Source organism: Kitasatospora sp. NPDC088346 (assembly GCF_044740765.1).
Classification (GTDB): domain Bacteria; phylum Actinomycetota; class Actinomycetes; order Streptomycetales; family Streptomycetaceae; genus Kitasatospora.
Map to the genome: position 1 here is coordinate 29,964 of NZ_JBIURH010000016.1, position 24,186 is coordinate 54,149.

General features: G+C 75.3%; 28 protein-coding genes and 1 pseudogene. 12 read left to right on the forward strand and 17 right to left on the reverse strand.

What is annotated here, in order from left to right; genetic code table 11:
- Window positions 1-147: 147 nt before the first annotated feature.
- Window positions 148-1,383 carry a glutamate--cysteine ligase gene (locus tag ACIOFR_RS21500; RefSeq protein WP_400999588.1) on the forward strand — a complete coding sequence of 412 codons (1,236 nt, stop codon included), beginning with the start codon at window positions 148-150 and terminating at the stop codon, window positions 1,381-1,383.
- Between the two features lie 118 nt (window positions 1,384-1,501).
- On the opposite strand, the gene ACIOFR_RS21505 is transcribed toward ACIOFR_RS21500, so the two are convergent.
- Window positions 1,502-1,663: a hypothetical protein gene (locus ACIOFR_RS21505; protein WP_400999590.1), complete on the reverse strand. Its 162-nt coding sequence runs from the start codon at window positions 1,661-1,663 to the stop codon at window positions 1,502-1,504.
- Between the two features lie 199 nt (window positions 1,664-1,862).
- On the opposite strand from ACIOFR_RS21505, the gene ACIOFR_RS21510 reads away from it, so the two are divergent.
- On the forward strand, window positions 1,863-2,696 hold the full coding sequence (locus ACIOFR_RS21510; protein ID WP_400999592.1) for a hypothetical protein: 834 nt from the start codon (window positions 1,863-1,865) through the stop codon (window positions 2,694-2,696).
- A gap of 242 nt (window positions 2,697-2,938) precedes the next feature.
- Here the strand turns inward: ACIOFR_RS21510 and ACIOFR_RS21515 are convergent, their stop codons facing one another.
- Window positions 2,939-3,439 carry a hypothetical protein gene (locus tag ACIOFR_RS21515; protein ID WP_400999594.1) on the reverse strand — a complete coding sequence of 167 codons (501 nt, stop codon included), beginning with the start codon at window positions 3,437-3,439 and terminating at the stop codon, window positions 2,939-2,941.
- A gap of 104 nt (window positions 3,440-3,543) precedes the next feature.
- Window positions 3,544-4,029, reverse strand: coding sequence for an SsgA family sporulation/cell division regulator (locus ACIOFR_RS21520; RefSeq protein WP_400999596.1), 486 nt, complete (start codon window positions 4,027-4,029; stop codon window positions 3,544-3,546).
- Between the two features lie 189 nt (window positions 4,030-4,218).
- Between ACIOFR_RS21520 and ACIOFR_RS21525 the strand changes: the two genes are divergently transcribed.
- Window positions 4,219-5,049, forward strand: a complete 831-nt coding sequence (locus ACIOFR_RS21525; RefSeq protein ID WP_400999598.1) for a hypothetical protein — start codon at window positions 4,219-4,221, stop codon at window positions 5,047-5,049.
- 74 nt (window positions 5,050-5,123) lie between these two features.
- Here ACIOFR_RS21525 and ACIOFR_RS21530 read toward each other — a convergent pair whose 3' ends face one another.
- Window positions 5,124-5,435 (reverse strand): hypothetical protein, encoded by a 312-nt coding sequence (locus ACIOFR_RS21530; RefSeq protein ID WP_400999600.1) that lies wholly within the window; start codon window positions 5,433-5,435, stop codon window positions 5,124-5,126.
- Between the two features lie 152 nt (window positions 5,436-5,587).
- Here ACIOFR_RS21530 and ACIOFR_RS21535 point away from each other — a divergent pair, with 152 nt between their 5' ends.
- The gene (locus ACIOFR_RS21535) at window positions 5,588-6,121 is read left to right on the forward strand and encodes a ferritin-like domain-containing protein (RefSeq protein ID WP_400999602.1); all 534 of its coding nucleotides are present in this window, start codon (window positions 5,588-5,590) and stop codon (window positions 6,119-6,121) included.
- A 46-nt stretch (window positions 6,122-6,167) separates the two neighbouring features.
- Here ACIOFR_RS21535 and ACIOFR_RS21540 read toward each other — a convergent pair whose 3' ends face one another.
- Together ACIOFR_RS21540 and ACIOFR_RS21545 are read right to left on the reverse strand one after the other, a co-directional pair.
- Window positions 6,168-6,611, reverse strand: a complete 444-nt coding sequence (locus tag ACIOFR_RS21540; protein ID WP_400999604.1) for an ATP-binding protein — start codon at window positions 6,609-6,611, stop codon at window positions 6,168-6,170.
- Complete coding sequence (locus ACIOFR_RS21545) at window positions 6,611-6,985, reverse strand: STAS domain-containing protein (protein ID WP_400999606.1); 375 nt, start codon at window positions 6,983-6,985, stop codon at window positions 6,611-6,613. Before ACIOFR_RS21545 ends, ACIOFR_RS21540 begins: the two co-directional genes overlap by 1 nt.
- Before the next feature lie 342 nt (window positions 6,986-7,327).
- On the opposite strand from ACIOFR_RS21545, the gene ACIOFR_RS21550 reads away from it, so the two are divergent.
- A complete protein-coding gene (locus ACIOFR_RS21550; protein WP_400999608.1) occupies window positions 7,328-8,431 on the forward strand; it encodes a glycosyltransferase in 1,104 nt (367 codons plus the stop codon).
- A 42-nt stretch (window positions 8,432-8,473) separates the two neighbouring features.
- Here the strand turns inward: ACIOFR_RS21550 and ACIOFR_RS21555 are convergent, their stop codons facing one another.
- Complete coding sequence (locus tag ACIOFR_RS21555; protein ID WP_400999610.1) at window positions 8,474-9,382, reverse strand: SigB/SigF/SigG family RNA polymerase sigma factor; 909 nt, start codon at window positions 9,380-9,382, stop codon at window positions 8,474-8,476.
- Between the two features lie 340 nt (window positions 9,383-9,722).
- On the opposite strand from ACIOFR_RS21555, the pseudogene ACIOFR_RS21560 reads away from it, so the two are divergent.
- Window positions 9,723-10,015, forward strand: a pseudogene (locus tag ACIOFR_RS21560) (plasmid stabilization protein).
- 377 nt (window positions 10,016-10,392) lie between these two features.
- On the opposite strand, the gene ACIOFR_RS21565 reads toward ACIOFR_RS21560, so the two are convergent.
- Window positions 10,393-10,839 (reverse strand): nitroreductase family deazaflavin-dependent oxidoreductase, encoded by a 447-nt coding sequence (locus tag ACIOFR_RS21565; RefSeq protein WP_400999612.1) that lies wholly within the window; start codon window positions 10,837-10,839, stop codon window positions 10,393-10,395.
- A 234-nt stretch (window positions 10,840-11,073) separates the two neighbouring features.
- On the opposite strand from ACIOFR_RS21565, the gene ACIOFR_RS21570 reads away from it, so the two are divergent.
- The 3 genes from ACIOFR_RS21570 to ACIOFR_RS21580 are packed head-to-tail and all read left to right on the forward strand — an operon-like array spanning window position 11,074 to window position 13,986.
- A complete protein-coding gene (locus ACIOFR_RS21570; RefSeq protein ID WP_400999614.1) occupies window positions 11,074-12,591 on the forward strand; it encodes a phytoene desaturase family protein in 1,518 nt (505 codons plus the stop codon).
- Window positions 12,588-13,373 carry a fatty acid desaturase family protein gene (locus tag ACIOFR_RS21575; protein ID WP_400999616.1) on the forward strand — a complete coding sequence of 262 codons (786 nt, stop codon included), beginning with the start codon at window positions 12,588-12,590 and terminating at the stop codon, window positions 13,371-13,373. The genes ACIOFR_RS21570 and ACIOFR_RS21575 overlap by 4 nt, the downstream gene beginning before the upstream one ends.
- Window positions 13,366-13,986, forward strand: coding sequence for a TetR/AcrR family transcriptional regulator (locus ACIOFR_RS21580; protein ID WP_400999618.1), 621 nt, complete (start codon window positions 13,366-13,368; stop codon window positions 13,984-13,986). The genes ACIOFR_RS21575 and ACIOFR_RS21580 overlap by 8 nt, the downstream gene beginning before the upstream one ends.
- Window positions 13,987-13,993: 7 nt before the next feature.
- Here ACIOFR_RS21580 and ACIOFR_RS21585 read toward each other — a convergent pair whose 3' ends face one another.
- On the reverse strand, window positions 13,994-14,944 hold the full coding sequence (locus ACIOFR_RS21585) for a LysR family transcriptional regulator (RefSeq protein WP_400999620.1): 951 nt from the start codon (window positions 14,942-14,944) through the stop codon (window positions 13,994-13,996).
- 98 nt (window positions 14,945-15,042) lie between these two features.
- On the opposite strand from ACIOFR_RS21585, the gene ACIOFR_RS21590 reads away from it, so the two are divergent.
- Entirely contained in the window at window positions 15,043-16,080 is a 1,038-nt protein-coding gene (locus tag ACIOFR_RS21590) for a zinc-dependent alcohol dehydrogenase family protein (protein ID WP_400999622.1), read from the forward strand.
- A 65-nt stretch (window positions 16,081-16,145) separates the two neighbouring features.
- On the forward strand, window positions 16,146-16,820 hold the full coding sequence (locus ACIOFR_RS21595) for an NAD(P)H-binding protein (protein WP_400999624.1): 675 nt from the start codon (window positions 16,146-16,148) through the stop codon (window positions 16,818-16,820).
- A gap of 37 nt (window positions 16,821-16,857) precedes the next feature.
- On the opposite strand, the gene ACIOFR_RS21600 is transcribed toward ACIOFR_RS21595, so the two are convergent.
- Window positions 16,858-17,538 carry a DUF6445 family protein gene (locus ACIOFR_RS21600; protein WP_400999626.1) on the reverse strand — a complete coding sequence of 227 codons (681 nt, stop codon included), beginning with the start codon at window positions 17,536-17,538 and terminating at the stop codon, window positions 16,858-16,860.
- Window positions 17,539-17,657: 119 nt separating this feature from the next.
- Window positions 17,658-19,013: a helix-turn-helix domain-containing protein gene (locus ACIOFR_RS21605; protein ID WP_400999628.1), complete on the reverse strand. Its 1,356-nt coding sequence runs from the start codon at window positions 19,011-19,013 to the stop codon at window positions 17,658-17,660.
- A gap of 131 nt (window positions 19,014-19,144) precedes the next feature.
- Here ACIOFR_RS21605 and ACIOFR_RS21610 point away from each other — a divergent pair, with 131 nt between their 5' ends.
- The gene (locus ACIOFR_RS21610; RefSeq protein WP_400999630.1) at window positions 19,145-20,458 is read left to right on the forward strand and encodes a M64 family metallopeptidase; all 1,314 of its coding nucleotides are present in this window, start codon (window positions 19,145-19,147) and stop codon (window positions 20,456-20,458) included.
- 81 nt (window positions 20,459-20,539) lie between these two features.
- Here ACIOFR_RS21610 and ACIOFR_RS21615 read toward each other — a convergent pair whose 3' ends face one another.
- The 6 genes from ACIOFR_RS21615 to ACIOFR_RS21640 all read right to left on the reverse strand — a co-directional run bounded on the left by ACIOFR_RS21615 (window position 20,540) and on the right by ACIOFR_RS21640 (window position 24,184).
- Window positions 20,540-20,860 (reverse strand): hypothetical protein, encoded by a 321-nt coding sequence (locus ACIOFR_RS21615; protein WP_400999632.1) that lies wholly within the window; start codon window positions 20,858-20,860, stop codon window positions 20,540-20,542.
- Between the two features lie 167 nt (window positions 20,861-21,027).
- Complete coding sequence (locus ACIOFR_RS21620; RefSeq protein ID WP_400999634.1) at window positions 21,028-21,495, reverse strand: YidB family protein; 468 nt, start codon at window positions 21,493-21,495, stop codon at window positions 21,028-21,030.
- Window positions 21,496-21,534: 39 nt separating this feature from the next.
- Window positions 21,535-21,804: a hypothetical protein gene (locus ACIOFR_RS21625; protein ID WP_400999636.1), complete on the reverse strand. Its 270-nt coding sequence runs from the start codon at window positions 21,802-21,804 to the stop codon at window positions 21,535-21,537.
- Window positions 21,805-21,820: 16 nt separating this feature from the next.
- Window positions 21,821-22,075, reverse strand: coding sequence for a hypothetical protein (locus ACIOFR_RS21630; RefSeq protein ID WP_400999638.1), 255 nt, complete (start codon window positions 22,073-22,075; stop codon window positions 21,821-21,823).
- 39 nt (window positions 22,076-22,114) lie between these two features.
- Window positions 22,115-23,890, reverse strand: coding sequence for a S8 family peptidase (locus ACIOFR_RS21635; protein ID WP_400999640.1), 1,776 nt, complete (start codon window positions 23,888-23,890; stop codon window positions 22,115-22,117).
- Between the two features lie 24 nt (window positions 23,891-23,914).
- Window positions 23,915-24,184 (reverse strand): hypothetical protein, encoded by a 270-nt coding sequence (locus ACIOFR_RS21640; protein ID WP_400999642.1) that lies wholly within the window; start codon window positions 24,182-24,184, stop codon window positions 23,915-23,917.
- Between the last annotated feature and the right edge of the window lie 2 nt (window positions 24,185-24,186).

The following is a 24,186-nucleotide window of genomic DNA, read 5'->3' on the forward strand; positions in this document are numbered from 1 at the left end:
CCGGGTGGGCACGCGCCAGACGTGGGCCCACACCCGATCCGCGGCGATGCACCCGTGGGCGTCCCGGCCGCGCCGGCCGGAACGGCGCTCCAGGCAGCGGACTCGCCCCATCCAGCCGGCGCCGAGCGGACGAGGAGGACCGGACCCTTGGTCGCACCAGCCCGGCCTGCGTCGCGGCCCGACCCGACCCGGCCCCTGCGCTTCGGGGTCGAGGAGGAGTTCGTCCTGGTGGACGCGGTCACCGGGGTCTGCGTCCCGCGCGCCGGGCAGGTCCTCGCCGACGCGGCCATGACCCTCGGGGACCGGGCGCAAGCGGAGTTCTGCGCCACCCAGGTCGAGGGCTGCACCCCGCCGGTCGAGACCCCCGAGCAGCTCCGCGCCGAGCTGGCCTCGATGCGGCACGCCCTCGCCGCGGCGGCCGGCCGGGCCGGCTGCCTGCTGGTGGCCTCCGGCACGCCGGTCCTGCCGAGCCCCCACCCGCTGCCGGTCTCGGACGGCGCCCGCTACCACCGGATCTCCCGGCACATGGGGCCGGTGGCGGACCAGCCCGGCGGTGAGATGTGCGGCTGCCACGTGCACGTCGGCGACCTCAGCCGCCGCGAGGCGCTCGCGGTGGGCAACCGGCTGCGGCCCTGGCTGCCGGTGCTGCACGCCGTCACCACCAACTCCCCCTTCTGCGAGGGACGGGACCGGGGCGTCGCGAGTTCCCGGACACTCTGCTACGGCCGGTGGCCGACCGTCGGACCGGCGCCGCTGCTGGACGAGAGCGGCTACGAGCGGACCGTCGAGGCGCTGGTCTCCTCCGGCGTGCTGCTGGACCGGCGGATGGTCTACTGGTACTCCCGCCCGTCCGAGCACCTGCCGACGCTGGAGGTGCGGGTGGCGGACGTCAACGCCGACCTGGACGTCACCGTGCTGCTCGCCGTACTCGTCCGCGCGCTCGTCGAGATGTCGCTGCGCGAGGAGGCGGCGGGAGCGCCGATGCGGCCCGTCGCGGAGGACGCCCTGTGCAGGGCGCACCGGCGGGCCGCCCGGGTGGGTCTGTCCGCGGACGGCGTCGACGCGTTCACCGGGCGGTCGCGGCCCGCTCCGCTCCTGCTGGCAGACCTGCTGGAGCACGCCGCACCCGGGCTGGACGCCCTCGGCGACCTGGGCCTGGCCCGGCGGCTCGCCGCCCGCACGGTGGCGGCCGGCACCGGCGCCGACCGGCAGCGGGCCGCCTTCGCCTGCCGGGGCTCGCTCACCGACGTCGTCGCGGAGCTCGCGGCGGTGACCGTCGGGACGACCGCGTCCGCCGACCGGTCCACCGCCCTGGCCCGGTCGGGCGGAAGGAGCCGGCAGGACCGTGCCGGAGGCACCGCCGCCGCCCCGGGCCGGGCGTGACGGGAGCCAGAACCAGCACGCGGACCGGCGCCCGGATCGTGTTCGGGTTGCTGTGACCGTCGCCTCGGAGCGTTTCGCCGCCCCGCACGGCTTCGACCGCGGCCTGTCCGACGGCGGCTCAGCCGGCGGCGGGGCCGACGGCCGCGGCCCGGGCGGGAGCGCCGGACCTGCCGATCAGCGCGGCCGCGGCGAGCACGAACCCACCGGCCACGGTCAGCAGGGTGACCCGGCGGCGCCGGAGGCCCGGCCGGGGCTGTTCGTACTCAAGCGGGAACGTCATGGGATCCTCCGAATCGAGAGCGTGCTGATCGGCGACGACCACCGCCGGCCTGGGCCGACAACGGAGAGCGTACGAGCAGCCTCGGGGCCGGGAGGCCGGCCGACGGCCCGTCTAAGGAAGCCCTAAGGTTCTCCTGACCCGAACCTTTGGCTGAGCCCGCCTCGGCGCACGTTCATTCGAGCTGCGGTCGCATGATCGAATGTGGCAGGCTGCCGTGATCACCTCGAAGATCATCGGAGTCCACCGCACCATGTCCGCGCCACAGCGCCGCATCACCTCCGCCACCGCCGCCCTCGCCGGGGCCGTGCTGTTCGCCGCCCTGGCGGGCTGTTCGACCGCCCCCTCGGCCCCGCCCGCCCCACCGGCAGGGTCCAGCGCGGCGGCGTCCACCGCGTCCACGGCGTCCACCACGGCCGTGGACCAGGCCGCGTTCGAGCGGGTCTCCGCGCTCACGACGACCCCGGGGAAGCCCTACGCCACCACGATGAAGGCCGAGACCACGATCGGCGGCGCGTCCGGGGTCCTGATGACGGGTCGGATGAACGTCAACGGTCCGGCCACCGGGCGCCTGCACATCGAGGCGGCCGACGCCGGCGGCGCCGGCCGGGCGCTCTCCGTGGACAGCGTGATGACCGCCGACGCCATGTACAGCAGGGGCGTCCCCGGCACCACCGGGTGGGTCAAGCTGCCGCGCGCCGCGGAGGCCCCGGCCGCCGACTACGCCGGCTACGCCAGGCTGATCGCCGCCGGTGGCCCGGCCGCGCTCAAGGACGTCGAACAGCGGACGGAGGGCCCGGTGTACCACCTCGCCGGGGAGCTGACCACCGAGCAGATCACCACCGTCGACGCCCGGACCGCCAAGTCCATGGGCGGGAAGGGTGTCCAGTCCTTCCGGTGCGACCTCTGGCTCGACGGGGAGAACCACGTCCTGCGTTTCGAGCAGCGCGGCGAACTCCGCGGCACCCCGTTCGTCAACAGCGCCGCCTTCAGCGAGTTCGGCCCCGCCGAGACGGTCACCGCGCCCACCGACTGACCGGCCCCGCCGACCTGCCGGGCGCCACGGCCGGGGAGTCCCGGCAGGCGGGTCGGCGAGCGGACCACCGGTTCGGCGCCGGGCTCGGCGCGTTCCGGCCGCCGCAGCGCCCCGGCGCCGTCGCAAGGGGACACCGTGGCCGGCAGGGGACGGGCGCAGGTTCTGATGAGGGACACACCGGTCGGGTGTCCCGCCGGCGCCGAACCGATCCGGTGGAACGCGCCCGGCGGGCGGCGGGCCCGTCAGCGCCCGAGCCGGTGGACGATGCCGTGCCGCCGCCGGACCGGGTCGGGCGTCGGCTGGTGCGCGGGCTGCTGCGCGGCAGCGTCGGCGTCCGGTCCGGCGACCTGCGACGCGTCCGGTGCGCGGCCCGGTTCCCGGTCCGGCGTCAGGTCCGCGGGCGGCCGCGCGGCCGGACCAACCGCACCGGCCACCGGGTCCACCGTCCGGTCGTACGTCCGGGCGCGGGCCGGAGCGCGGACCCCGGCCGACGCCCGGGCCGAGCGCAGCTCCGTCGACCGGCGACGGGTCCGACGGGCACCGGCGAGGGCGAGCAGGCATCCGAGGCCGAACAGCAGGGTCAGGGCGATGCCGGCGAGGAAGATCGCGAGGCTGCTCATGGTGGCGAGATCACTGCCGAGGATCGTCACCGTGTAGTCGGCTCCGCCGTCGAGGTTGCCGGCGACCAGCAGTGCGGTGAACGCACCGGTCGCGGCCAGCAGCAGGACTCCGAGGATCAGCATGCGGGAGTCTCCTTCCGGGAGTTCGTCCCGCCGCGTATGCCCGGTCCGGGCCGTTCGACCCGCCGGGAGCCGGTGAGATCCGTCCCGACCGGACCTCCCCGCTCCTACCGGTGACCGCTGGGCCTCTGCCCGCCGCTGTCCAGACCGTCGCCCTCCAGACCGTCGCCGTCCGGACCGTCGCCCTCCAGCGCGGCACGGATCCAGTCGTCGAGGTCCGCCCGGTACTGCTCGCACCCGGCCGGCACGCCGGCGAAACTGCGCCGCAGGAACTCCTCCAGGCCCGCGCACCCGGCCCGCAGCAGGGCGGTCGAGCCGTCGACACCGCGCAGGATCAGCAGGACGTGCTGGTGGCCCGCCTCGGGTTCGATCAGCACGTCGCCGTAGCCGGCCGGCACGTCCAGGCCCTCGGCGAGCAGGTCGCGGGCGAAGGTCCAGTGCTCCGAGACGCCGGGTTCGACGTCGAAGTCCACGTGCACGGCGAACGGGTCGCCGCAGTCGTAGTGCCAGGTCGACCGGACGGGCATCCGGCCCGCGTCCGGGAGCAGGAGTTCGGCGGGGACGGCGGTGGTCACCCGGGTGCGCGTAGTCATCTGGTGCCGACTCCTTCCGGCGGCCGGCCGGCCGCGACGTGGACGAACAGCGTCATGCGGCCTCGCCTGCCCGGCCGGCCCACGGCCAAACAGGCCGGCCTCGCAGCCCCTACCCTGCGAGTGGGCGGTGGCCCCACCGCCCGGGCCCGGTCTCCCCCGCGGCCCAGGCCTCCTCCGGGGAGCTGCCGCATGGACTTCGACACCGTGGCGGACGAGCTGTACGCGCTCCCGCCGGAGGAGTTCACCGCCAGGCGTGACACCGCCGCGGCGCTGGCCCGCCGACAGGGCGACCGGGCGCTCGCCGCCCGGGTGCACGGCCTGCGGCGGCCCACCCGGGGGGCCTGGCTGGCCAATCTCCTGGTCCGCTCCCACCCCGAGCAGATCGGCCCGCTGCTGGAGCTGGGCGAGGCCCTGCGCGCCGCCCAACGCGACCAGGCGGGCGCCCGTCTGCGCGAGCTCTCCACCCGTCGCCACCACCTGGTCACGGCGCTCACCGAGCGGGCCCGCCGGACGGCCGCCGAAGCCGGGCACGCTCCCGGCGAGCCCGCGCTGCGCGACCTGGAGCAGACCCTGCGGGCCGTCCTGGCGGACCGCGACGCGGCCGGGGCCTTCGCCGCGGGCCGCCTCGCCACGGCCCTCGACACCACCGCGCCCCTCCCCGAGCCCGGCGCCTCCGACGGCCCGAGCGTCGTCGCGGGCCGCAAAGCCGCGGACGGGAAAGCCGCGGACCGGAGAGCCGTGGACCGGAGGGCGGCAGAGCGGGAGGCCGCGCGGGCCGCAGAGCGGGAGGCCGCCGACCACGAGGCCGCGCAGGCCGCCGACGCCCGGGAGCTCCGGGCGGCCGAGCACCGCCGCGCCGTCGAACAGGTCCGCCGCAGCGCCCGGCGGCTGGCCCTCGCCGAACGGGCCCACCGCGAGGCCGAACGGGAGGAGGCCGAACGCGCCGACGCCCTCGCCGACGCCGAACGGCAGGCCACCCGGGCCCGTACCGAGGCCGACCGGCTGCGTCGGCAGGCCTGACCGCGCACGGTCGCCGGCCCGCGGCAGGCCGCGCCAGGAGCGCGCCGGAACCGCGCCGGGACGTCAGGACCGGCTCAGCGGTCCACCCGCCGTCGCCGGGCGATCAGGCCGCCCGCCGCGACCAGGACCGCCGCCCAGCTCAGGCCGAGCACCACCAGGCCCGCCACCGACGGCTCCCGGATGCTGACCACAAGGAAGCCGGCCGCCCAGGCCAGCAGCCAGACCAGGGTGGACAGCCGGACCGCGCAGACCGCGAGACGGCTGCGGACCAGCCATCCCGCGCGCATGGTGCGCAGCCGTTTTTCGAGGCGGGTGTCGGTCCGCAGGTCGGCCTCGATCGACGCCAGGATCTGTCGCTCGTGCCCGGACATCGCAGGTCCGTCCATCGTCGCCACCTCCGCGCTTCGCCGGCGACGGGTGTCTCTTCTTCGGCGAGTGCCCCGTGGGCGGCGGTCCCAACCCTTCGGTGCGAGCATGGGTCGGACGGGTTCGGTCCGGGCATACGCTCGGTGGCGGGGGGACGACCGAGGAGGCACGGATGGGCGAGAGCCTGGCACACGACGTCGACCGGATCAGCAAGGAGGCCCTGCAAACGATGGCCGCCGGTCCGGTGGCCGGTGCGTCCGGGCTCGACACCGAGCGCGTGATCAGCGTGCTCAACGACGTGGTGGCGACCGAGGTGGTCGGCTGGCTGCGCTACACCCGGCACGCGATCACGGCCGGGCGGATCGACCGGCCGGAGGTGCGGGAACTGTTCGATCTGCGGGCCGAGCAGGCGATGCGGCACGCCACGGCGGTGGCGGAGCGGATCACCCGGCTGGGCGGCCGCCCGGCCTTCGACCCCGACACCCTCGCGCAGCGCGCCCACACCGACTACTCGGTGGCCGACGACCCGGAGATCAGGCGGATGCTGGAGCAGAACGCCCAGGCGTCGCAGATCGCCGTCGCCGCCTACCGCGAGATCACCCGCTGGCTCGGTGACCGGGACGCGGACAGCCGCCGGCTGATGGAGTCCCTGGTCACCGACGAGCAGCAGTACGCACGGGCGCTGGCCGCCCTGCTGGCAGGCTGAGCGCCGCGGCACGGCCTCGGAGCCGGCCTCGGCGCTCCGGGCAGCCTCAAGGGTCCCGGCGCGCCACCTCCAGCCAGACGGTCTTGCCCTGCTCGTGGTGGGCGAACCCCCAGGCGGCGGCCAGCCGGTCGACGACCTTGAGGCCGTGACCGCTCGGCACGGCCGGGTGCTGGCCGGTGCGGATGGCCGGCTCGACCGGGCTGGCGTCCGAGACCTCGACCCGGATCGCGGGCCCGGCGAGGCTCAGCACCAGCTCGCGCGGTCCCCCGGCGTGCAGGCAGGCGTTGGTGACGAGCTCGGTGACCAGCAGGAGGACGTCGCCGGCGACCTCGCGTCCCTCCTCGTCCTCGGCGGGGAGCCAGCCCCAGTCGTGCAGGGCCTCCATCGCGAAGGCGCGGCACCGGCCGACGGACCCGCGGGACTCGAACAGCCGGAGTCTGCGGATCTGGCCGGGCGGCGGCGTCAGGAGCGGATGGGAGGCGCCGTCCATCAGTCGTCAGCCTGCCCGGCGAGCGCCTCGTCCAGGCTCGGGTAGACCTGGAGCACCTCCCCGACTCCGGTGACCGTCAGCATCCGGGCGACCATCTCGCGGGGCGCGGCGATGACCAGCCGCCCGCCGCCGGCCTCCGCCGTGGCCTGGGAGCGGAGCAGCAGGTTGAGCCCGGTGGAGTCGCAGAACTCCAGTCCGCCGCAGTCGACGACCACGCGGGCGGGCGGATCGGCGAGGACGGCGTCCAGCGCCTCGCGCAGCGGGCCGGCGGTGTCGTGGTCCAGGTCGCCGTCCGGCCTGATCACCACGCCGTGCGTCCAGGGCTGGACCGAGACCGTCAGGCGTCCGTTCGCACCGGCAGTGTCACCGTCCATCGGCCGCGCTCCCTAGGGCTTGTCTGACCGTTCGCGGCGCATCGGCGCGCGGCTCCCCCGGCCTCCGGCCGGGGGCGTCCCCACGGCGCCCGGTTGGGCGTGCGGGATGCCCGGGGGCACCTCCCGGGCCGAAGGCCGGGGGAGCGTCGCGCGCGGCGGGAAGGGTCGGACGAGCCCTGGGGGCGGTCGTCGGACTCCCGCCTGCCTGGCGTCGCTCCGGGCGTGCTCCTCCACCATAGGACCGCTCGTCCCGTGGTGCGCCGGTCCGCAGCGGCGGAGGGGTTTCAGAGGGTGCCAAAACGGTCAAGAGCCGGACATACCGTCTGTCGAGCGGAGTGACCGATGCACATCGCCATCGTCGCCGGCGGGCGCCGTCCGACCGACGAGGCGGTTCCCGAGCGGCTTGTCGCCATGGCTGAGGCCCTCGCCGCGATCGGCCACCGGGTCTCGCTGCACGGCCGGTGGAAGGCGGCCCTGCCGGCCCACTTCGACCTCCCGTCCGAGGTCGTGGTGCGACCGCTCGCCAGCTCACCGCCGGACACCGCCGGCACCGAGGCCCTGCTCGGCCTGGTCCCGGCGATGGCCGAGGAGCTGGAGCAGAGCTGGCGGGCGGACCCGCCACGGGTGGCGCACGCGATCGGGCTGGACGCGGGGCTCGCCGTCCTGGTGGCGGCCCGCGGCGCCCCCGGGCTCTGCACCGTGCACGAGCGGATCGCCGTCCTCCCCGACGAGGGGGCCCTGCCGGCTTCGCTGGCCGGCCGAGCGCACCGGCTGCAGAGCGCCGTGGCGCGCAGCGCGGACGCCGTGATCGCCCGCTCGCCCGAGGAGGCGCGGGTGCTGCGGCGGCTGGGGGCGCGGCACGGGCGGGTGCTGCTGGTCCCGCAGGGCGTGGACACCCGGCAGTTCAGCCCGGCGGCGCACCATCCGCCGCACGAGCCGGCCCAACTGCTCTGCCTGGACGGGGGCCGGTCGGCCGCGAGCGTGGGCGCGGCGGTACGCGCGGCGGCCGAGGTGCCGGATGCCCGGCTGGTGGTGGTCGGCGGCGAGGCGGAGTCCGCACCGACGGCCGGGGGGCCGGAGGTCAGGCAGGTGCCGGAGGTGCCCCACGAGGCCGTCCCGGAGCTGCTGCGTTCCAGCGACATCCTGGTGACCGCTCCGCAGACCGACCCGTCCGGCACCGTCGCGCTGGAGGCGATGGCCTGTGGCGTGCCGGTGGTGGCCGGCGCCGTGGGGGCGCTGCGCAGCCTGGTCGTGGACGACGTCACCGGAGTGCTGGTCCCGCCCGACCACCCCGAGCTGCTCGCCGAGGCGGTGCGGCGCCTGCTCGCCGACCCCGCGCAGTGCCAGGCGCTCGGGATCGCGGGGCTGGACCGGGTCAGGTCACTGCACGCGTGGCCGGTGGTCGCGGCCCGGCTGGACCGCGTCTACCAGGGGCTCCACCACTGACCCGGACCCCGGGCCGAGCGGGGTGCGCCGGTTCCCGGGCGCTCAGGCGTCCGACTCCCGGTCGTCCAGCCGCTCACGCAGCCGGCCGAGGGTGGCGGCGAGCAGTCTGGACACCTGCATCTGCGAGACCCCGATCTCCTCGGCGATCTCGGACTGGGTGCGGTTGCCCCAGAAGCGGGAGAGCAGCACGGTGCGTTCGCGCGGCGCGAGCTCGTTCAGGAGCGGTCGGACGGCTTCGCGGAACTCCACCAGCTCCAGGTTGTGGTCGCAGCAGCCGAGGCGGTCCAGCAGGGCGCCGGCGGGCTCGTCCGGGTTGTCGCCGCCGCCCGCCGCGTCGAGGGAGTGCGAGCGGTGCAGCCGGCCGGCGGTCAGCCCTTCGTCCACCTGTTCCGGGGTGAGGTGCAGCCGGTCGGCCAGTTCCTCCGGGGTGGGCCGGCGCCCCAGGTCCTGTTCCAGCCGGTCGGAGCCGCGGGCGACCAGCAGATAGAGCTCCTGCATGCCGCGCGGGACCCGCACCGGCCAGGAGGTGTCCCGGAAGAACCGCTTGACCTCGCCGGTGATGGTCGGGATGGCGTACGTGAGGAACTCCACGCCGCGGTCCGGGTCGTAGCCGTCGACGGCCTTGATCAGGCCGACCGTGCCCACCTGGAGGATGTCGTCCATCTCCGCCGCGCGGTTGCGGAAGCGGGAGGCGACGAAGCGGACCAGGGGCATGTTGAGCTCGATGATCGTGCCTCGGACGTAGCTGTACGCGTGGGACTCGCGGTCCAGCCCGGCGAGCCGGTGGAACAGCTCGTCGCTGAGGGTGCGCGCCTCCGCCTTGCCCATCGACCGCAGCTGCTCGCGGGTGAAGTGCGGCTCCGGCACAGGGGCCGGCGCCACTGCGGTCGGGTCGGCCCGGGTGCGGCGGTCGGTGATCGGTTCGGCACGAAGGGTGGGCACTGTGGTCATCTCCCTGGACTTTCCGGGGTTTCGCGGCCCGAGCGGTTCCGGTGGCGGACCCGGTGGCGGCCCGAGGGGGCCGACGGGGAGACGCTCCGCCCGGCCGCTCCGGACGGGACACCCCGGCACGGAGGGCGCCGTGTGTGCGGCCGGGAGCCCTCGGGGCCCGCCGACCGTCAGCGGACAGGCGCAAACGGCGCCGTCCTGACCTGGCACCTACCCGGGGCCCCGAGGGCTAATCGTCACCTTTGATCCCATTTATCCCCCACTCGGCGGTGTCGTCCACCCCTGTCCGGGTAGGCGCGGAGCCCGGGGAGGAAGGCCCGCCGTCGCGAGAGGAGCGGTCACCATGCCCCGAGGATCGAGCCCCAGGCGGGAGCGCCAGTACGAGCACATCAAGGAGGGGAGATCGCGGCCCGGACGGTCAACAAGGAGCGCGCCCGCCACGGCGAGGCGAGGACCGCCGGCCGCACCTCGGTCCAGGACATCTCCTCCGGGCGGCGCGGTGGGCTCAGGTCGCACAGCGGGGCCCGGGGGCCCACCTACGAGCAGCTCTACAACGAGGCCAGGCAGCGCAACATCAAGGGCCGGTCGACCATGGACAAGAGGCAACTCGCCCACGCGCTCGGCCGGGAGCTCTGAGTGCACGGGCACCCGCCGTCGCGAGGTTCGCGGAGCGCGGCAACCGAACAGGAGGCACGGACGATGGATTCCGTCCCGGTACCCCCCGACCCCGACATCGGGCCACTGCCGCCCGACCCGGGCCCATTGCCACCCGCGCCGCCGTCGCCGCCTCGCCCGGGCGACCCGCGGCCCGCACCGCCCGCACCACCCGTGCCACCCTTCCCGCCGCCGCCCGACCCGGACCCACGGTCGCCCGACCCACGGTCACCCGAGCCGCAGCCGCCGGACCCCGAGCCGCCGGGGCCCGACGACGCGGTCCCCGGCGTGCGCTGAACCGGGGCCGCCGCCGTCCCGGCGGCTTCGGTGCCCCGGGCAGGGTCGGTGCGCCGGCCGGTTCAGTGCGGGGTGCCCGACGGGGTCAGCACGAAGACCGGGATCTCGCGGTCGGTCTTGGTCTGGTAGTCGGCGTAGTCCGGGTAGGCCTCGACGGCCCGCCCCCACCACAGGTCCTTCTCGGCGCCGGTGACCTGGCGGGCCGTCATGTCCTGCCGGACCGGCCCGTCCTGGAGCTCGACCCGCGGGTCGGCCACCACGTTGTGGTACCAGACGGGGTGCTCCGCGGCGCCGCCCTTGGAGGCCACCACGGCGTAGGACCCGTCGTACTCCACCCGCATCAGCGGGGTCTTGCGGATCTTGCCGGACCTGGCTCCGCGGGTGGTCAGGATGATGACCGGCATGCCCCGCATCGTCGTTCCCTCGGTCCCGCCCGAGCCCTCGTACTGCTCAACCTGCTCGCGGACCCACTGTTCGGGGCTCGGCTGGTAGTCGCCCTGCAGAGGCATGGCATCCCTTTCCTGTCGACGTCGCGTCCGGCTCGGGGCAGGTGCCGCTGCCGCTCCCCCGCCGGTCCTCGACCATGGCTACCACCATCCGGGCGGTCAGTCACCGACCGCCCCGGGGAGTCGCGCGGCGCGGCGCGTCCCCGGGCCCGACCCGCGACCTCCGGGCACCGCCATGAACTGCGAACACCGTCCGACCCATTGACGGATGCTCAGACCTGCGACCATTCTGAACGCATGTTCAGAACGAACGTTCAGATCGAGCCGCCCGTCGACGTGGCGGTGGTCGGCGGCGGCATGGCGGGGATGGCCACCGCGCTCCGACTCCAGGCCGCCGGGCTGTCCACGGTGGTCCTGGAGGCGCACGGACACGCCGGCGGGTGCGCCGGCTACTACCGCAAGCGGGGCTTCTCCTTCGACGTGGGGGCAACCACCCTGGTCGACTTCGAGCCCGGCGGGGTCGGCGCCGAGCTGCTGGACGGTGTCGGCATCGGCTCGCTGGAGGCCGAACTCCTGCCGGGATACCGGGCCTTCCTGCCGGACCGCGAGGTCGTCCTGCACCGCGACCCGGCCGCCTGGCACGCCGAACGGCTGCGGATGCTCGGCGACACCGAGCGGCACCGGCGGTTCTGGAGGCTGCTGGACCGCCTCGCGGCGACCTTCTGGCAAGCCAGCCGCGCGGGCGCCAGGCTGCCGGTGCGCGGGCCCGGCACCGCGCTGCGGGACCTGCGGGCGGTCGGGTTCGCGGGCCTGCCGCTCGCCCGCCACCTGAACCGGACGCTCGGGGACGCGCTGCGCGGCCACGGCCTGCGGGGCGACGCGCCGCTGGTCGGCCTGCTGTCCATGCTGGTCGAGGACACCGTGCACGCCGGGATCGACGACGCACCGCTGATCAACTCGGCGCTCGGCGTGACGATCCGGGGCGCCGGGCTGAGCCGGCACGTCGGCGGGATGCACGGCTTCTGGCGGGTGCTGGTGGCGCGCTACAGGGCGCTCGGCGGCACGCTCCGGACGGGCTGCGCGGTCTCCCGGGTGGACGGCGGCCCCGGCGAGTACCTGCTGACCACCCGTCAGGGCGTCTTCGCGGCACGGCGGGTGGTCAGCGCCGTGCCCGCCGCCACCACCGCCCGGATCTGCGCCCGACTCCCGGTCGCCGGCCGGCTGCGGCCGTACCTGACCCGCGACCAGGCGGCGCAGGGCGGCGCCTGCGTGGTCTTCCTCGGCGTCCCCGAGGAGGAGGTCGGCGGGCAGGAGCTCACCCACCACCAGCTGCTGCACTCCTACGACCGGCCGCTGGGCGACGGCAACAACATGTTCGTCTCCGTGTCCGCACCCGGGGACGAGGTCAGCGCCCCGCCCGGCCACCGGGCCGTGATGATCTCCACCCACACCGAACTCGCCTCCTGGAACGGGCTCGACGAGGACGCGTACGCGCTGCGCAAGAAGGAGATCGGTGAGCGGCTGATCGGCCACGCCCGGCGCGCCTACCCGCGACTGGCGGACCGGGCGGTCCTCGCCCAGACCGGTACGCCGCGCAGCTACCAGCGGTTCGGGTTCCGGCCCGGCGGGGCGGTCGGCGGGCCGCGCCAGCGGCTGGACAACACCAACCAGCACGCCGTCCCGCACGACCTCGGCGGACCGGGGCTGTGGCTGGTCGGTGACTCGACCTGGCCGGGACTGGGCACGGTGGCGTGCGTCCTGGGCAGCCGGATCGTCGCCGAGGGCGTGCTGCGCGAGCGGGGGTACCGCCGGTGAAGGCACCCACCCTGGCCGAACTCGGCACCGACCTGCTGGTGACCTCGCGGCGCCGACGCGCGGTGGCGCTGGCCCGCCCGTTCGCCGGCGTGCTGCTCTACGCGGCCGCGGCGTGGGCGGGCTGGTGGTGGCTCACCCCGCCGATCGCCTTCCTGGTCTTCGTCGCGGTCGTCAACGTCACCCACGACGTGGTGCACCGCACCATCGGGCTGTCCCCGCGGGCCACCGACTGGGCCCTGTTCGCCACCGGTCTGGTCCTGCTGGAGAGCGGCCACGCGTACCGGGCCACCCACACCCAGCACCACCGGTACTTCCCGCACCCCGACGACCCCGAGGGGCACCCCGCCGACCTGTCGTTCCTCGGTGCGCTGCTGCACGGCCCGGTCTTCCTGGTCCGGCTGTGGTGGTGGTCGTTCCGGCGCGGGCGGGACCGGGGCTGGCTGCTCGCCGAGGCGGCGTCCCCGGTCACCGCGCTGGTGGGCGGCGCACTGCTGTGGCCCTATGCTCCTGGGGTGTTGACGTACGCGGTGACGGTGATCGTGGGGAGCTGGGTGTACCCGCTGCTGACGGTACATCTGCCGCACCACGACTACGGCGACACGCCGCTGACCCGGACCAGGACGCTGCGCGGGCGGGTCGTCCCGGCGCTCTTCCTGGAACTCACCTACCACCTGGAGCACCACCTGTACCCGCAAGTCCCCAGCCACCACCTGCCGGAGCTGTCCCGCAGGCTGGACCCGTACCTCACCGCCAACGGCGTGCGGCCGGTGCGCGTTGTCTGACAAGCGCGGCGCCGACAGCCGGAGCGCCGAGACCAGGACACGGATCCTCGACGCCACCCTCGCCAGCCTGGTCCGCAACGGCTACGGCGGCACCACCGCCCGGGCGATCGCCCAGGGCGGTGGTTTCGCGCCGGGCGTCATCTACTACCACTTCGCCGACCTCGACGACCTGGTGCTGGCGACGCTGGCCCACACCTGCGACGCGCGGGCCCACCGGTACCGCTCCGAACTGACCGGGGTCGAACGGGGGGCACGGGTGGTCGAGCTGCTCCGCGAGCTGTACCGGGAGGACACCGAGAGCGGGCACATCGCCGCCGTCCAGGAGATCTACGCGGGCGCCCGTCCCGGCTCCCGGGCGGCCGAGCGGCTGATGCTGGAGACGCGCCGCTGGGAGGAGCTGGCCGGGGAGGTGCTGACCACGGTGCTGCGCGGCAAGCCGCTGGCGTCGCTGGTCAACGTGCCGGTGGTGGCGAGCGCCGCCGTCGCGTTCTACCTCGGCATGGAGACCCTGACGCACCTGGACGGCGACCGCTCCCGGCCCGCCCAGCTCTTCGACCAGGCCGCCAGGCTGGCCGCCGTCCTCGACCGGATCCCGCGCCTGCGCCGCCACTGACCCTCCGTCAGGAAGCACCGGCGGCAGCGGAGTCGGCGCCGGGCCGGACGGCTCCCGCCACCAGCTCCAGCGCCGTGAGGCACGCCGCGACCGCCGGTTCCCCGGCGCTGCCCCGGCGCAGCGCCACCTCGACACTCCGCGCGGGAGCCGGATCCGCCAGCGGCCGGGCCACCAGCCCGGGCGGCAGGGCGGCGAGGGCGAGCCGCGGTACCAGGGCGACCTGGCCGCCGGCCGCGGCGAGGGCGAGCATCGCGGCGAAGTCGGTGCAGACGTGCCGGACCTGGGGGCTGAAGCCCGCCGCCCGGCAGGCGTGCAGGACCGCCTCCCGGCAGGCGGTGCCCTCGGCCGCGGTGATCCACGGCGTGCCGGCCAGGGCGGCCAGCGGCATCGGCCCCCCACCGACGGCGGCGCGGGCGGCGGGGTGGTCCGCGTGCAGGACGGCGAGCAGCGGGTCGTGCAGCAGCGGCCGGGTCTCGATGCCCGCCGGGTCGGGGGTGGCGAGGTTGGTGTAGCGGTAGGTGACCGCGAGGTCGGTGCGGCGGTGGCGCAGCAGCGGCAGGCTGGTCTCCGGTTCGGCTTCGGTGATGTGCACCCGCAGCTCGGGATGGTCGTGTTCCAGCAGGACGCTCAGGGGCGCCGCCAGCGGGGCCAGGGCGCTGGTGAAGCAGGCCAGCCGGAACGGGCCGGCGGCCCGGCCGGCCAGGGCGCTCATCCGGGCCCGGGCCTGTTCGAGAGCGGCGAGCACGGGTTCGGTGTCGGCGGCCAGGGCGTGGCCGGCGGCGGTGAGCCGGACGCTGCGGCCGTCGCGGTCGAGCAGCCGGACCCCGGTCTCGGTCTCCAGCTGTTTCAGCTGCTGGGAGACGGCCGAGGCGGTGACGCGGTGCAGCTCGGCGACCGCGGTGACGGTGCCGTGCTCCGCCAGGTCGCGCAGCAGGATCAGACGGCGAATGTCGAGCATAAGTCCAGCTTAACCACTTCTGTAGACGATGTAGCTGGACGCCGGGCTGGCAGGCGGGTGAGAGTGCGTACCTCCACCTTCCCGATCGAGGAGCTCTCGTGCGCGCCACCGTCATCCACGGCCCCCAGGACATCCGCGTCGAGGAGGTTGCGGACCCGCGGGTCGAGCGGTCCACGGACGCGGTGGTGCGGGTGACGCACGCCTGCGTGTGCGGCAGCGACCTGTGGGCGTACCGGGGTGTGGCGGCCCGACAGGCCGGGCAGCGGATCGGGCACGAGTTCGTCGGCGTGGTCGAGGAGGTAGGCGCGGGCGTCACCGGGCTGCGCCCCGGCGACCGGGTGCTGGCGCCGTTCGTGTGGTCGGACGGCACCTGCTCGTACTGCCTGGAGGGGCTGCACACCTCGTGTCCGCAGGGCGGGTTCTGGGGCGAGGTGGGTTCGGACGGCGGTCAGGGCGAGGCGGTCCGGGTGCCGTTCGCCGACGGCACGCTGGTCCGGCTGCCGCGCGACCTGGACGAGACGCTGATGCCCGCCGTGCTGGCGCTGTCGGACGTGATGTCCACCGGGCACCACGCCGCCCTGGCTGCCGGGGCGCGTCCGGGTGCCACCGTCGCGGTGGTGGGCGACGGTGCGGTCGGGCTGTGCGGGGTGCTCGCCGCGCACCGGCTGGGCGCCGAGCGGATCGTGATCCTCGGCCGGCACCAGGACCGGACCGCCGTCGCGCGGCGGTTCGGCGCGACCGACGTGGTCGCGGCCCGCGGCGAGGACGCGGTCGCCGCCGTCAGGGAGCTGACCGACGGCCAGGGCGCGGCGGCCGTGCTGGAGGCGGTCGGCACCGAGGAGTCGATGCGCACCGCGATCTCGATCGCCCGGGACGGTGGCGCGGTCGGGTTCGTCGGTGTCCCGCACGGCGGCAGCGCGGGCGTCGACATCGGCCAGATGTTCAACCGCAACATCGCGCTGCGCGGCGGCGTCGCCCCGGCCCGCGCCTACATACCCGAGCTGCTCGCCGACGTCCTGGCCGGCCGGCTCGACCCGTCGCCCGTGTTCGACCTGACGGTCGGCCTCTCGGAGGTCCCGGAGGCCTACGCTGCGATGGACGGGCGGCGTGCCCTGAAGGCGCTGATCTCCTTCTGAGCCCCCGGGCCCGCCGGCGCCTCCCGGGGCGCCCCCGCTCCCATCGACTATCGACGGAGGACCACATGTACGTCGTCATCGCCGGCGGCCACGGCAAGATCGCCCGCCGCCTCGGCCGGCTGCTCGCGGCCCGCGGCGACACCGTCACCGGCCTGGTGCGCAACCCCGCGCACCGCGAGGACCTGCTCGCCGACGGCACCAGCCCGCTGGTGTGCGACCTGGAGACGCTCACCCCGGCCGACCTCGCGGTCCACCTGGCGGGGGCGGACGCGGTGGTGTTCGCCGCCGGTGCCGGGCCGGGCAGCGGTGCGGCCCGCAAGGACACCGTGGACCGGGCTGCCGCACAACTGCTCGCCGACGCCGCCGTGCTGGCCGGGGTCCGGCGCTACCTGATGGTCTCCACCCGGGGTGCCGGCAGCCCGCCGCCGGCCGGCGCCGACGAGATCTGGACCGCCTACGTCACGGCCAAGACCGCCGCCGACGAGTACGTCATGGCACAGGACCTGGACTGGACGGTGCTGCGGCCCGCCGCGCTCACCGACGGGCCGGGCACGGGCACGGTACGGCTGACCGCCGGGCGCAGCGTCGGTGAGGTCACCCGCGACGACGTCGCGGCCGTGCTGGCGGCGCTGCTGGACGCGCCGGAGACGGCCGGCCTGGTCCTCGAACTGGCCGAGGGGACCGAGCCCGTGGCGCAGGCGGTCGCCCGGGCCGCCGCCGACCGGACCGGGGCACGCTGAGACGGCCGGACCCGGTGGCTCCGGAGCGGGCCGCCGGTCAGGCCATCCAGAAGAAGACCGCCGTCATCCGCTTGTCCGCCAGGGTCGTTCCGTAGTACCCGGTGGCGCTGTGGATCAGGTTGGCCTTGTAGAGCAGCAGCCGGTTGTAGCGGTGCGGCACCCGCAGGTCCTCGGTGAAGGAGTCCGGCGGGACGTAGCGGGTGCCGAGCGCGTCCACCAGGTTGTTGTGCGGGGCCGCGACGAGGTTGCCGCCGAGCACCCCGCCGGGCAGGTTCTGCCGGAAGAAGCTGGTGCCGTACTCGTCGGGAACGGTCGGGTTGAGGAACAGCACCGCGGCGTAGCGGCACAGGGTGCGGGAGTCCGCGTGCGGCCGGACCTCGCACTCCCCCTCGCCGACGACCTGGACGCAGTTGTGGTTGAGGGTCGCGCCGCCGGGGGCGCTCTCCCGCCAGATCTTCCGGGCGCCCGTGGCCTTCCTGACCAGCCGTTCGACCCGGGCCAGTTCCTCGGGCTCCAGCCCGGGCATCGTCCGCAGCCCGGGCCAGCTCTCCGGCTTGTACGGGTACCCCTCGACCCAGTCGTCCTTGGCCAGGCAGCGGGCGCGCACCGCGTCGACCTCGGGCAGGGCGTCGTCCAGCACCCAGTAGTCGCGGCCTGGAGTCGGCTTGCGGTAAGGCAGCACGGGGAGAGCCGGGATCCGGCGCGACGAGGGCGGCATGCCGCCGACGCTACCGACGCCCCCGCCCACGCCTCTCCCGCGAAGTGGTCAACGTTTCACCAAACTGGTCAACCTTTCCCCAAGACGAGCCGGCCGGGGCGCCGCGGCCGGACGGCCCCTCACCATCCCGCCTCGACCGGCGGATGCGCGGGGGCCGGGCCGAGGGTCGTCGTGCCGGGTGCCGCCCGGTGGCCGAGGCCGGTGCGGTAGATGTCCAGGGCCGCCTCGACCCGTCCGCCGCGGCGCAACAGGTCGCCCAGCAGGCGGCACAGGTCGGCCAGGTCCCCGGCCGCCCCGGCGCGTTCCAGCAGGGACAGGGCTCTGACGTAGTGCTCCTCGGCGGCCTCCGCATCGCCGCGGTCCTCGGCGATGAGGCCGAGCAGGCGGTGCGCCCCGGCCGCGTGGACGGCGCCGCGGTCCGGGCCGATCCGGTCGAGCAGGCTGCCGAGCAGTTCCCCGGCCTCCCGGTGGGCGCCCCGGCGGCGCAGCACGTCCGCGAGTTCGACCTCCACCTGCTGGGTGAAGAGCACGGCCTGCCGGGAGGCCAGCATGGTGCGGGCGGTGCGCAGTTCGCCCTCCGCGCGCTCCAGGTCGCCGGCCTGGGCGTGGACGTAGCCGCGCATCCAGTGGCACTTGGCGAGGTCGGAGTGGAGCCGCAGCTGCTGGTAGAGCGCCTGGGCCTTGGCCAGCGAGGCGTCGGCCTCGGCGGTGCGGCCCTCGGCGATCAGCGTCCGGGCGACGCTTCGGTGCAGGCCGGCCACCAGCGCGGGGTCGGTGGCCCCGGGGGCGAGGGCGAGGGCCAGTTCGGCGGCCTGGGCGGCGCGGGCGTGCGCGCCCATGTCCATGTAGGGGCCGATCGCGGCGGAGTAGAGCAGCAGCAGCGCGTCCGGGTCGTGCAGCCCGCCCGCGTTGAGCTGGTCGATGGTGGACTCCAGCAGGTAGCAGGCGTACCGGAGTTCACCGGCGAGCAGGTGGGCGACGGCGCGTCCGCGGATCGCGGCGGCGCGGCGGGGCAGCGGTTCCCCGGCCAGCAGCCGCTCGGCCGCCTCGTAGTGGGTGCGGGCCTCGTCGAGGCGCCCGGTCTCCAGCGCGCAGTCGCCGAGGCCGAGCAGGGCGGCGGGGCGGGCGGAGGCGAGTTCGTACCGGGTGGCCCGCTCCAGGCAGGCCGCGAAGCGTTCGGCCGCGCCGTTGGTGTCGCCCGCGGCGAGCGAGCTCTGCGCCTCGGTCAGCGCGAGGTGCAGTTCGGTGGCGAGGTGGGCCGGGCGGCCGGTGGCGAGCTCGTCGGTGCTGACGCCGAGCCGTTCGGCGAAGTGGCGCAGCGCGGTTTCGGACGGGCGCACCCGGCCGGACTCCACTGTGGACACGTAGGCGGCGGTGTAGGCGGGTTCGGCGAGTCTGCGCTGCGTCAGGCCGCGCTCCCGGCGCAGCCGCTGGATCCGCCGCCCGATCGCGGTGGGCTCGTTCTGCTCGGTCATGGCCTGCTTCCTTCCGCCGTGCGCCCGGCCGCTCCCCGCCCCATTGCCCGATCCGGGAGGGTGCCCTACATTAACTCAGCAATTAAGTCTGATTAATCATCAACTTAACATCAGCCCCGAAGGGTTGCACAGTGCGCAGAGGCAGACTCACCACCCTGATCCTGGCCGGCACCACCACCCTGGCGGTGCTCGGCGCCGCGCCCGCCGCCACGGCCGCACCCGCCCCGGTCGGCGGCACGGCGCAGCCGGGCGGTCACCAGGTCGAGGTCTTCGCGGAGGACGGCGCGATCAGCCGCACCCACGTGTCCGCCACCTCAAGGGCCCCCGGCCCGCGGCTGCGCGGCGAACTCCCGGCCGGTGACGGCACGGTCACCCCGATCGTCCGCAACGGAAGCACCGCCGCCAAGCTCGACGTGGTGATCGTCGGCGACGGCTACACCGCGGCCGAACAGGACAGGTTCCACGCCGACGCCGCCACCAAGTGGCAGGAGATCACCGCCGTCGAGCCCTACGCGACCTACCGCTCGCTGTTCAACGTCTGGGCCGTGGACGCCCACTCCGCCCAGTCCGGCGTCACCGGCGACCCCGACCGGGCCACCGTCCGCGACACGGCCCTCGGATCGTCCTTCTGGTGCGAGGACATCGAACGCCTGCTCTGCGTCGACACCGACGCCGTGGACCGGTACGCCGCCAAGGCCCCGCAGGCCGACCTGGTCATCGTGGTCGCCAACAGCGCGAAGTACGGCGGCGCCGGCTACAACGACGTCGTCTCCCCGCTCGGCTACTCCGGCATCGCCACCGTGGCCGGCGGCAACGCCCGCTCCGGCCAGATAGCCGTCCACGAGACCGGCCACTCCCTGGGCAAGCTCGCCGACGAGTACTTCTACGACGGGTACGGCACCTACGACGGGGACGAGCCGGCCGAGGCCAACACCACCACGCTCACCGCGACCCAGCTGCGGCGCACCCACACCAAGTGGTACCGCTGGCTCGGCCGCACCTCGCCCGACGGCGGCACCGTCGGCGCGTACGAGGGCGGCGGCTACTACCCGCACGGGATCTACCGGCCCACCGACAACTCGATCATGCGGTCGCTGGGACGGGAGTTCAACCTGCCCGGCCGAGAGGCGATGATCGCGGGCTTCTACCGGTACGCGTCGACGCTCAGCAGCGCCACCCCCGCCGACACCCTGCTGACCCGCACCGACCGCCTCACCGTCGACCTGCCCGTCGCCGGCACCCGCCTGCGCTGGTACCTCGACGGCTGGGAGCTGCGCGCCCTGAACGGCCGCACCACGATCGACGTCTCCGCCCTCCCCCTCCTCGGCCCCCGCTGGCTGCACCACCGCCTCACCGCCGTCGCGACCGACCCGACGAGCGCCGTCATCGACCCGGACCTGCGCACCACCCTCACCGACACCCTCAGCTGGCGCGTCACCCGCTGAGCCCGGCGCCGCCCCACCGTGCCGCCCCGCCGACCCGCGCCTCCGGTCGGCGGGGCGGCGCCTCGCCACTGCCGCAGGGCGTCAGTACACCGCCAGGAAGCCCTCCCCCTCGATCTCGCCGCGCAGCAGTCCGTCGAAGGCGTCACCGAAGCGCAGCAGGACGTCCGTGTCGAGGTCGCCGCCGAACGAGGAGTCCTCGCCACCCGTCCGGAAGCCGTCGACGACGGCCGCGGGGATCGCCGGGGCCCACGCCGCGAGGCGTTCCCGGACCCGCTCCGAGAGAGCGAGGACCGCCGCGACCCGTTCGCGGTCGCCTGGAGTTGCCAGTCCTCGCCGGCCACCGCGATCCAGTCCGGCCGCTCGGCCGCGGCACCGGCCTCCTGCGCCAGGAGGTACAGCCACACCTCCGCCTGGAAGTCGCGCGCCCAGAAACCACCGTTCCGGTACCCCACGTAAGAACTTCCCATGCCGGGCAGTACATCATCCCGGGCCGGCGGGGTGCTCACGAACGGGCCGGAGTGACCGCCGGCCGCGGCGGTGCGCGCGGGGGCCGCCCGGGGGACGGCGGATCAGCGCCGGCCGGCCTGGGCGATCACGTCCTCCCAGGACCCGGCCGGGACCTCGCCCTGCGGAGTGAGCCGGTCGACCGCCTCCGGAAGGGCGACGGCGAGCTGGTCGGCGGCCTGCTCCGGGGAGAGGCCGGCCTGCCGCGCGACGAGGTCCAGCTCCTGGTAGGGCAGCGCCTGCGCGACCTCCGCTCCGGTCACGGCCTCGTTCTCGCCCGTACCGACCCAGGACCGGGCCTTCGCCCCCAGGCCGCCTTCCTGGAGCTGCTGCAGCAGACCGCTCAACGAGTCGCCGCCGCCGCTGCCGAGCGCGCCGAGCAGAGCGCCCAGGAGGTTGCCGGCACCCGCGCCGCGTCCGCCGCCGAGCAGCCCGCCCAGCAGACTTCCGAGGTCGTTTCCCGCCATGACTGTCACCCCTTCGGTTAACCGGGCCGGTGGCGGCGCAGTGCGGCCGCCACCGGCCCCTGACATGGGCCACGGTATCCACCGTGGGCGGGTTCCGCCCGCCGCTCAGGCGGTGCCCGGGCCGCCCGCGTCCCGGGCCCGGGTCTGAGCGGGATTCCCGCCGGCCTGAAGGGCCTGTTCGACCAGCCACGCGGGGGCGGCGCCCCCGTCCAGGGCGGACGGCGCCGTCGGGGCGTCGGCCGCGGGAGTGGGAGTGGGAGCGCCGGCGGCGCCCGGGGCGCGCCCGGCGTCGGCGGCGCCCCCCGTCGTGCGGGCGCCGGCCCGGACGACGGCGCGCTCGGGCGTCTCGTCGGTGACGGTGATCTGCATCTTCATCGTGTTCGGGCCCTTCCTAGTTGAGAACCGCGTAGCGGCCTTCGAAGTCCAGGGCCGCGCCGCCCAGGTTGGTGACGGTCAGCCAGTACGTGACGGTGGACTCCGAGGCCCGCTCGACCTCGACGTCCCACTCGATCTGCGGCACACCGGGCTGCGGTGTGATGGGCATGAAGGTCCACGCCACCTGCCAGTCCGCGGGCCAGCTGTGGCTGAACCACTGCCCGGTCTCGCCCGGAGCCAGCGCCGCGGTGAACTGCGTTCCTACCCGCATGGGTCGTTCCTCTCTCGCCGGCCGGGGTTCGCGGCGTTCTCACCAGCCGAGGACCGCGTAGCGGGCCTCGAAGTCGACGGGGTCGCCGACCAGGTTGGTCACGTCGATCCAGTACGTCGCGGTGGCGTCGTTCGCCCGCTCGACCCGTACGTTCCACCGCAGTTGCGGTGCGCCCGGCTGCGGCGAGGTGGGCACCACCGTCCACAGCACGTGCCAGTGCGCGGGCCAGCTGTGGGTGAACCAGCTGTCGGTGCGGCCGGCGGCGACGGTGTCGCGGAACTGCACTCCGGTCCAGCTCGCCGTGGCGAGCGCGGCGGGGATGAGCTGCCGCAGGTCCGGCCGGTTGCCGATGCGCTGGGTGGCGGGCCGGCCGGGGGCGTCCTGCTGCGGCGAACCGGTGGCCCGCAGCACCTCCCGGGCGCGGGCCGGGGACAGCAGACTGCGGCCCTGCTCGCGCAGGACGCCCTGGACGCAGGCGAGGACGCCGACGACGATCGGCGAGGCGCTCGACGTGCCGCTGAACGTGTCGGTGTACCAGAAGTCCGGGTCGGAGCCGGCCTGGAGGTCGCCGTAGCCGGTGCTGGTGACCTCCCGGCCCCAGCCCTGGGTGTCCACGCAGGAACCGTAGTTGGAGAAGTCGAGGCGCGAGCGGTCGGGTCCCCAGACGTTGCGGTCGTGGGTGCCGGGCGGCGGCGCCCCGGCGCCGACCAGCACGGCGCCGGAGTCCAGTTCGCGCCGCCGGAACGGGTTGTGCCACCACGAGGGGAAGCCCGGCTGCGGGGTGTCGTACGTCGCGTCGTCGAGGTTCTCGGCGCCGTTGCCCGCCGCCTCGACCACGATGACGCCCTTGTCCACGGCGTACCGGATGGCCTCGTAGTCGTCCGGCCACCACTCGACCGCGATGAAGCCCTGCTGGCCGCCGCCGCCGCTGTTGGGTCCCGGCCGGTGGATCTCCAGCAGGATGACGTCGCCCGCGCCGAGGCGGTCGGCGGCGGCCTGGATGGCGGTGGCGGTGGGCTGCGAGAAGGAGGACGCGCTGATCACCGCGTCGGCCGCGATGCCGGTGATGCCGGAGGCGTTGGCGTCGCCGCTGATCTCGCCCAGGACGGCGGTGCCGTGGTTGGTGTCCGACCCTCCGGCGCCGGCGACCACGCCGCCCTGGTTCTGCAGCAGGTCCTCGTGGCTGAAGCGCCAGCCCCACTCGCAGTCGACCACCCGGACGCCGGCGCCGCGGCCGCCGGGCAGGGTCCAGGCGTAGCGGGCGTCGACGCCGCCGGGCGCCGGGTCCAGGTAGGTCTGCCGGCCGGTGAAGTCGGGGGTGGCCGGCGGGGCGTCCGGCCCGGTCGGGGCCATGTCGTTGATCGGCTCGGCCACCGTGGCCGACGGGGACCGCACGGCCTCGGCGAGCTCGGCGGCCGGTTTGACGTAGGCGCTGTCGATCACGTCGAGGGTGAGCAGCTCGGCTGCGAGTTCGGCGAGCCGGTCCTCGGGCGCGTCGACGTGGTAGAAGCGGGTCAGCCGGCTCGCGGTCTCCTCGGGAGGCCGGCGGCCGAGCGCCGCCGCCGGCCCGCCGCGCATCCGGGCGAGCAGCCGGGCCTCGTCCGCGCCGAACAGCGGGGTCATCGTGATGTCCGACGCCGCCGCCAGCTCATGGAGACGGCCGACGTCGACGCCGTGGTCGGCGACCGCCCCCGAGGGGGTGATCCGGACGGCGGCGTCCGGCTTGACGATGGCGATGAGTTCCGGCCGCCCCCGCGCCTCGTCGGAGCGCCGCTGGGGCCTGCTGGTGCCGTTGTCGTTGCTGCTGGGGGACACGGGTTTCCTTCCGACGGGTCAGGGTCACGGCGTGGCTGCTGGGGGTTTGACGTAGGCCGCCCGGACGTCCGCGCGCTCGCGCAACGCCGCGGCCACCGCCTGGACGTCCCGGTCCGCCGGGACGTCGACGCGGTACCAGGTCGCCGAGGCCGGATCCGTGGCGCCGGGGTGCAGCGGTTCCAGGCGCAGCCCCGTCCGGAGGAGGTCGGCGCCGACGGCACCGGCCGGGGACGCGGGTGCGCCGGCCACTGCTCCGGGCGGTGCGACACGGAGCTGAACGATCACTTCCGACATGA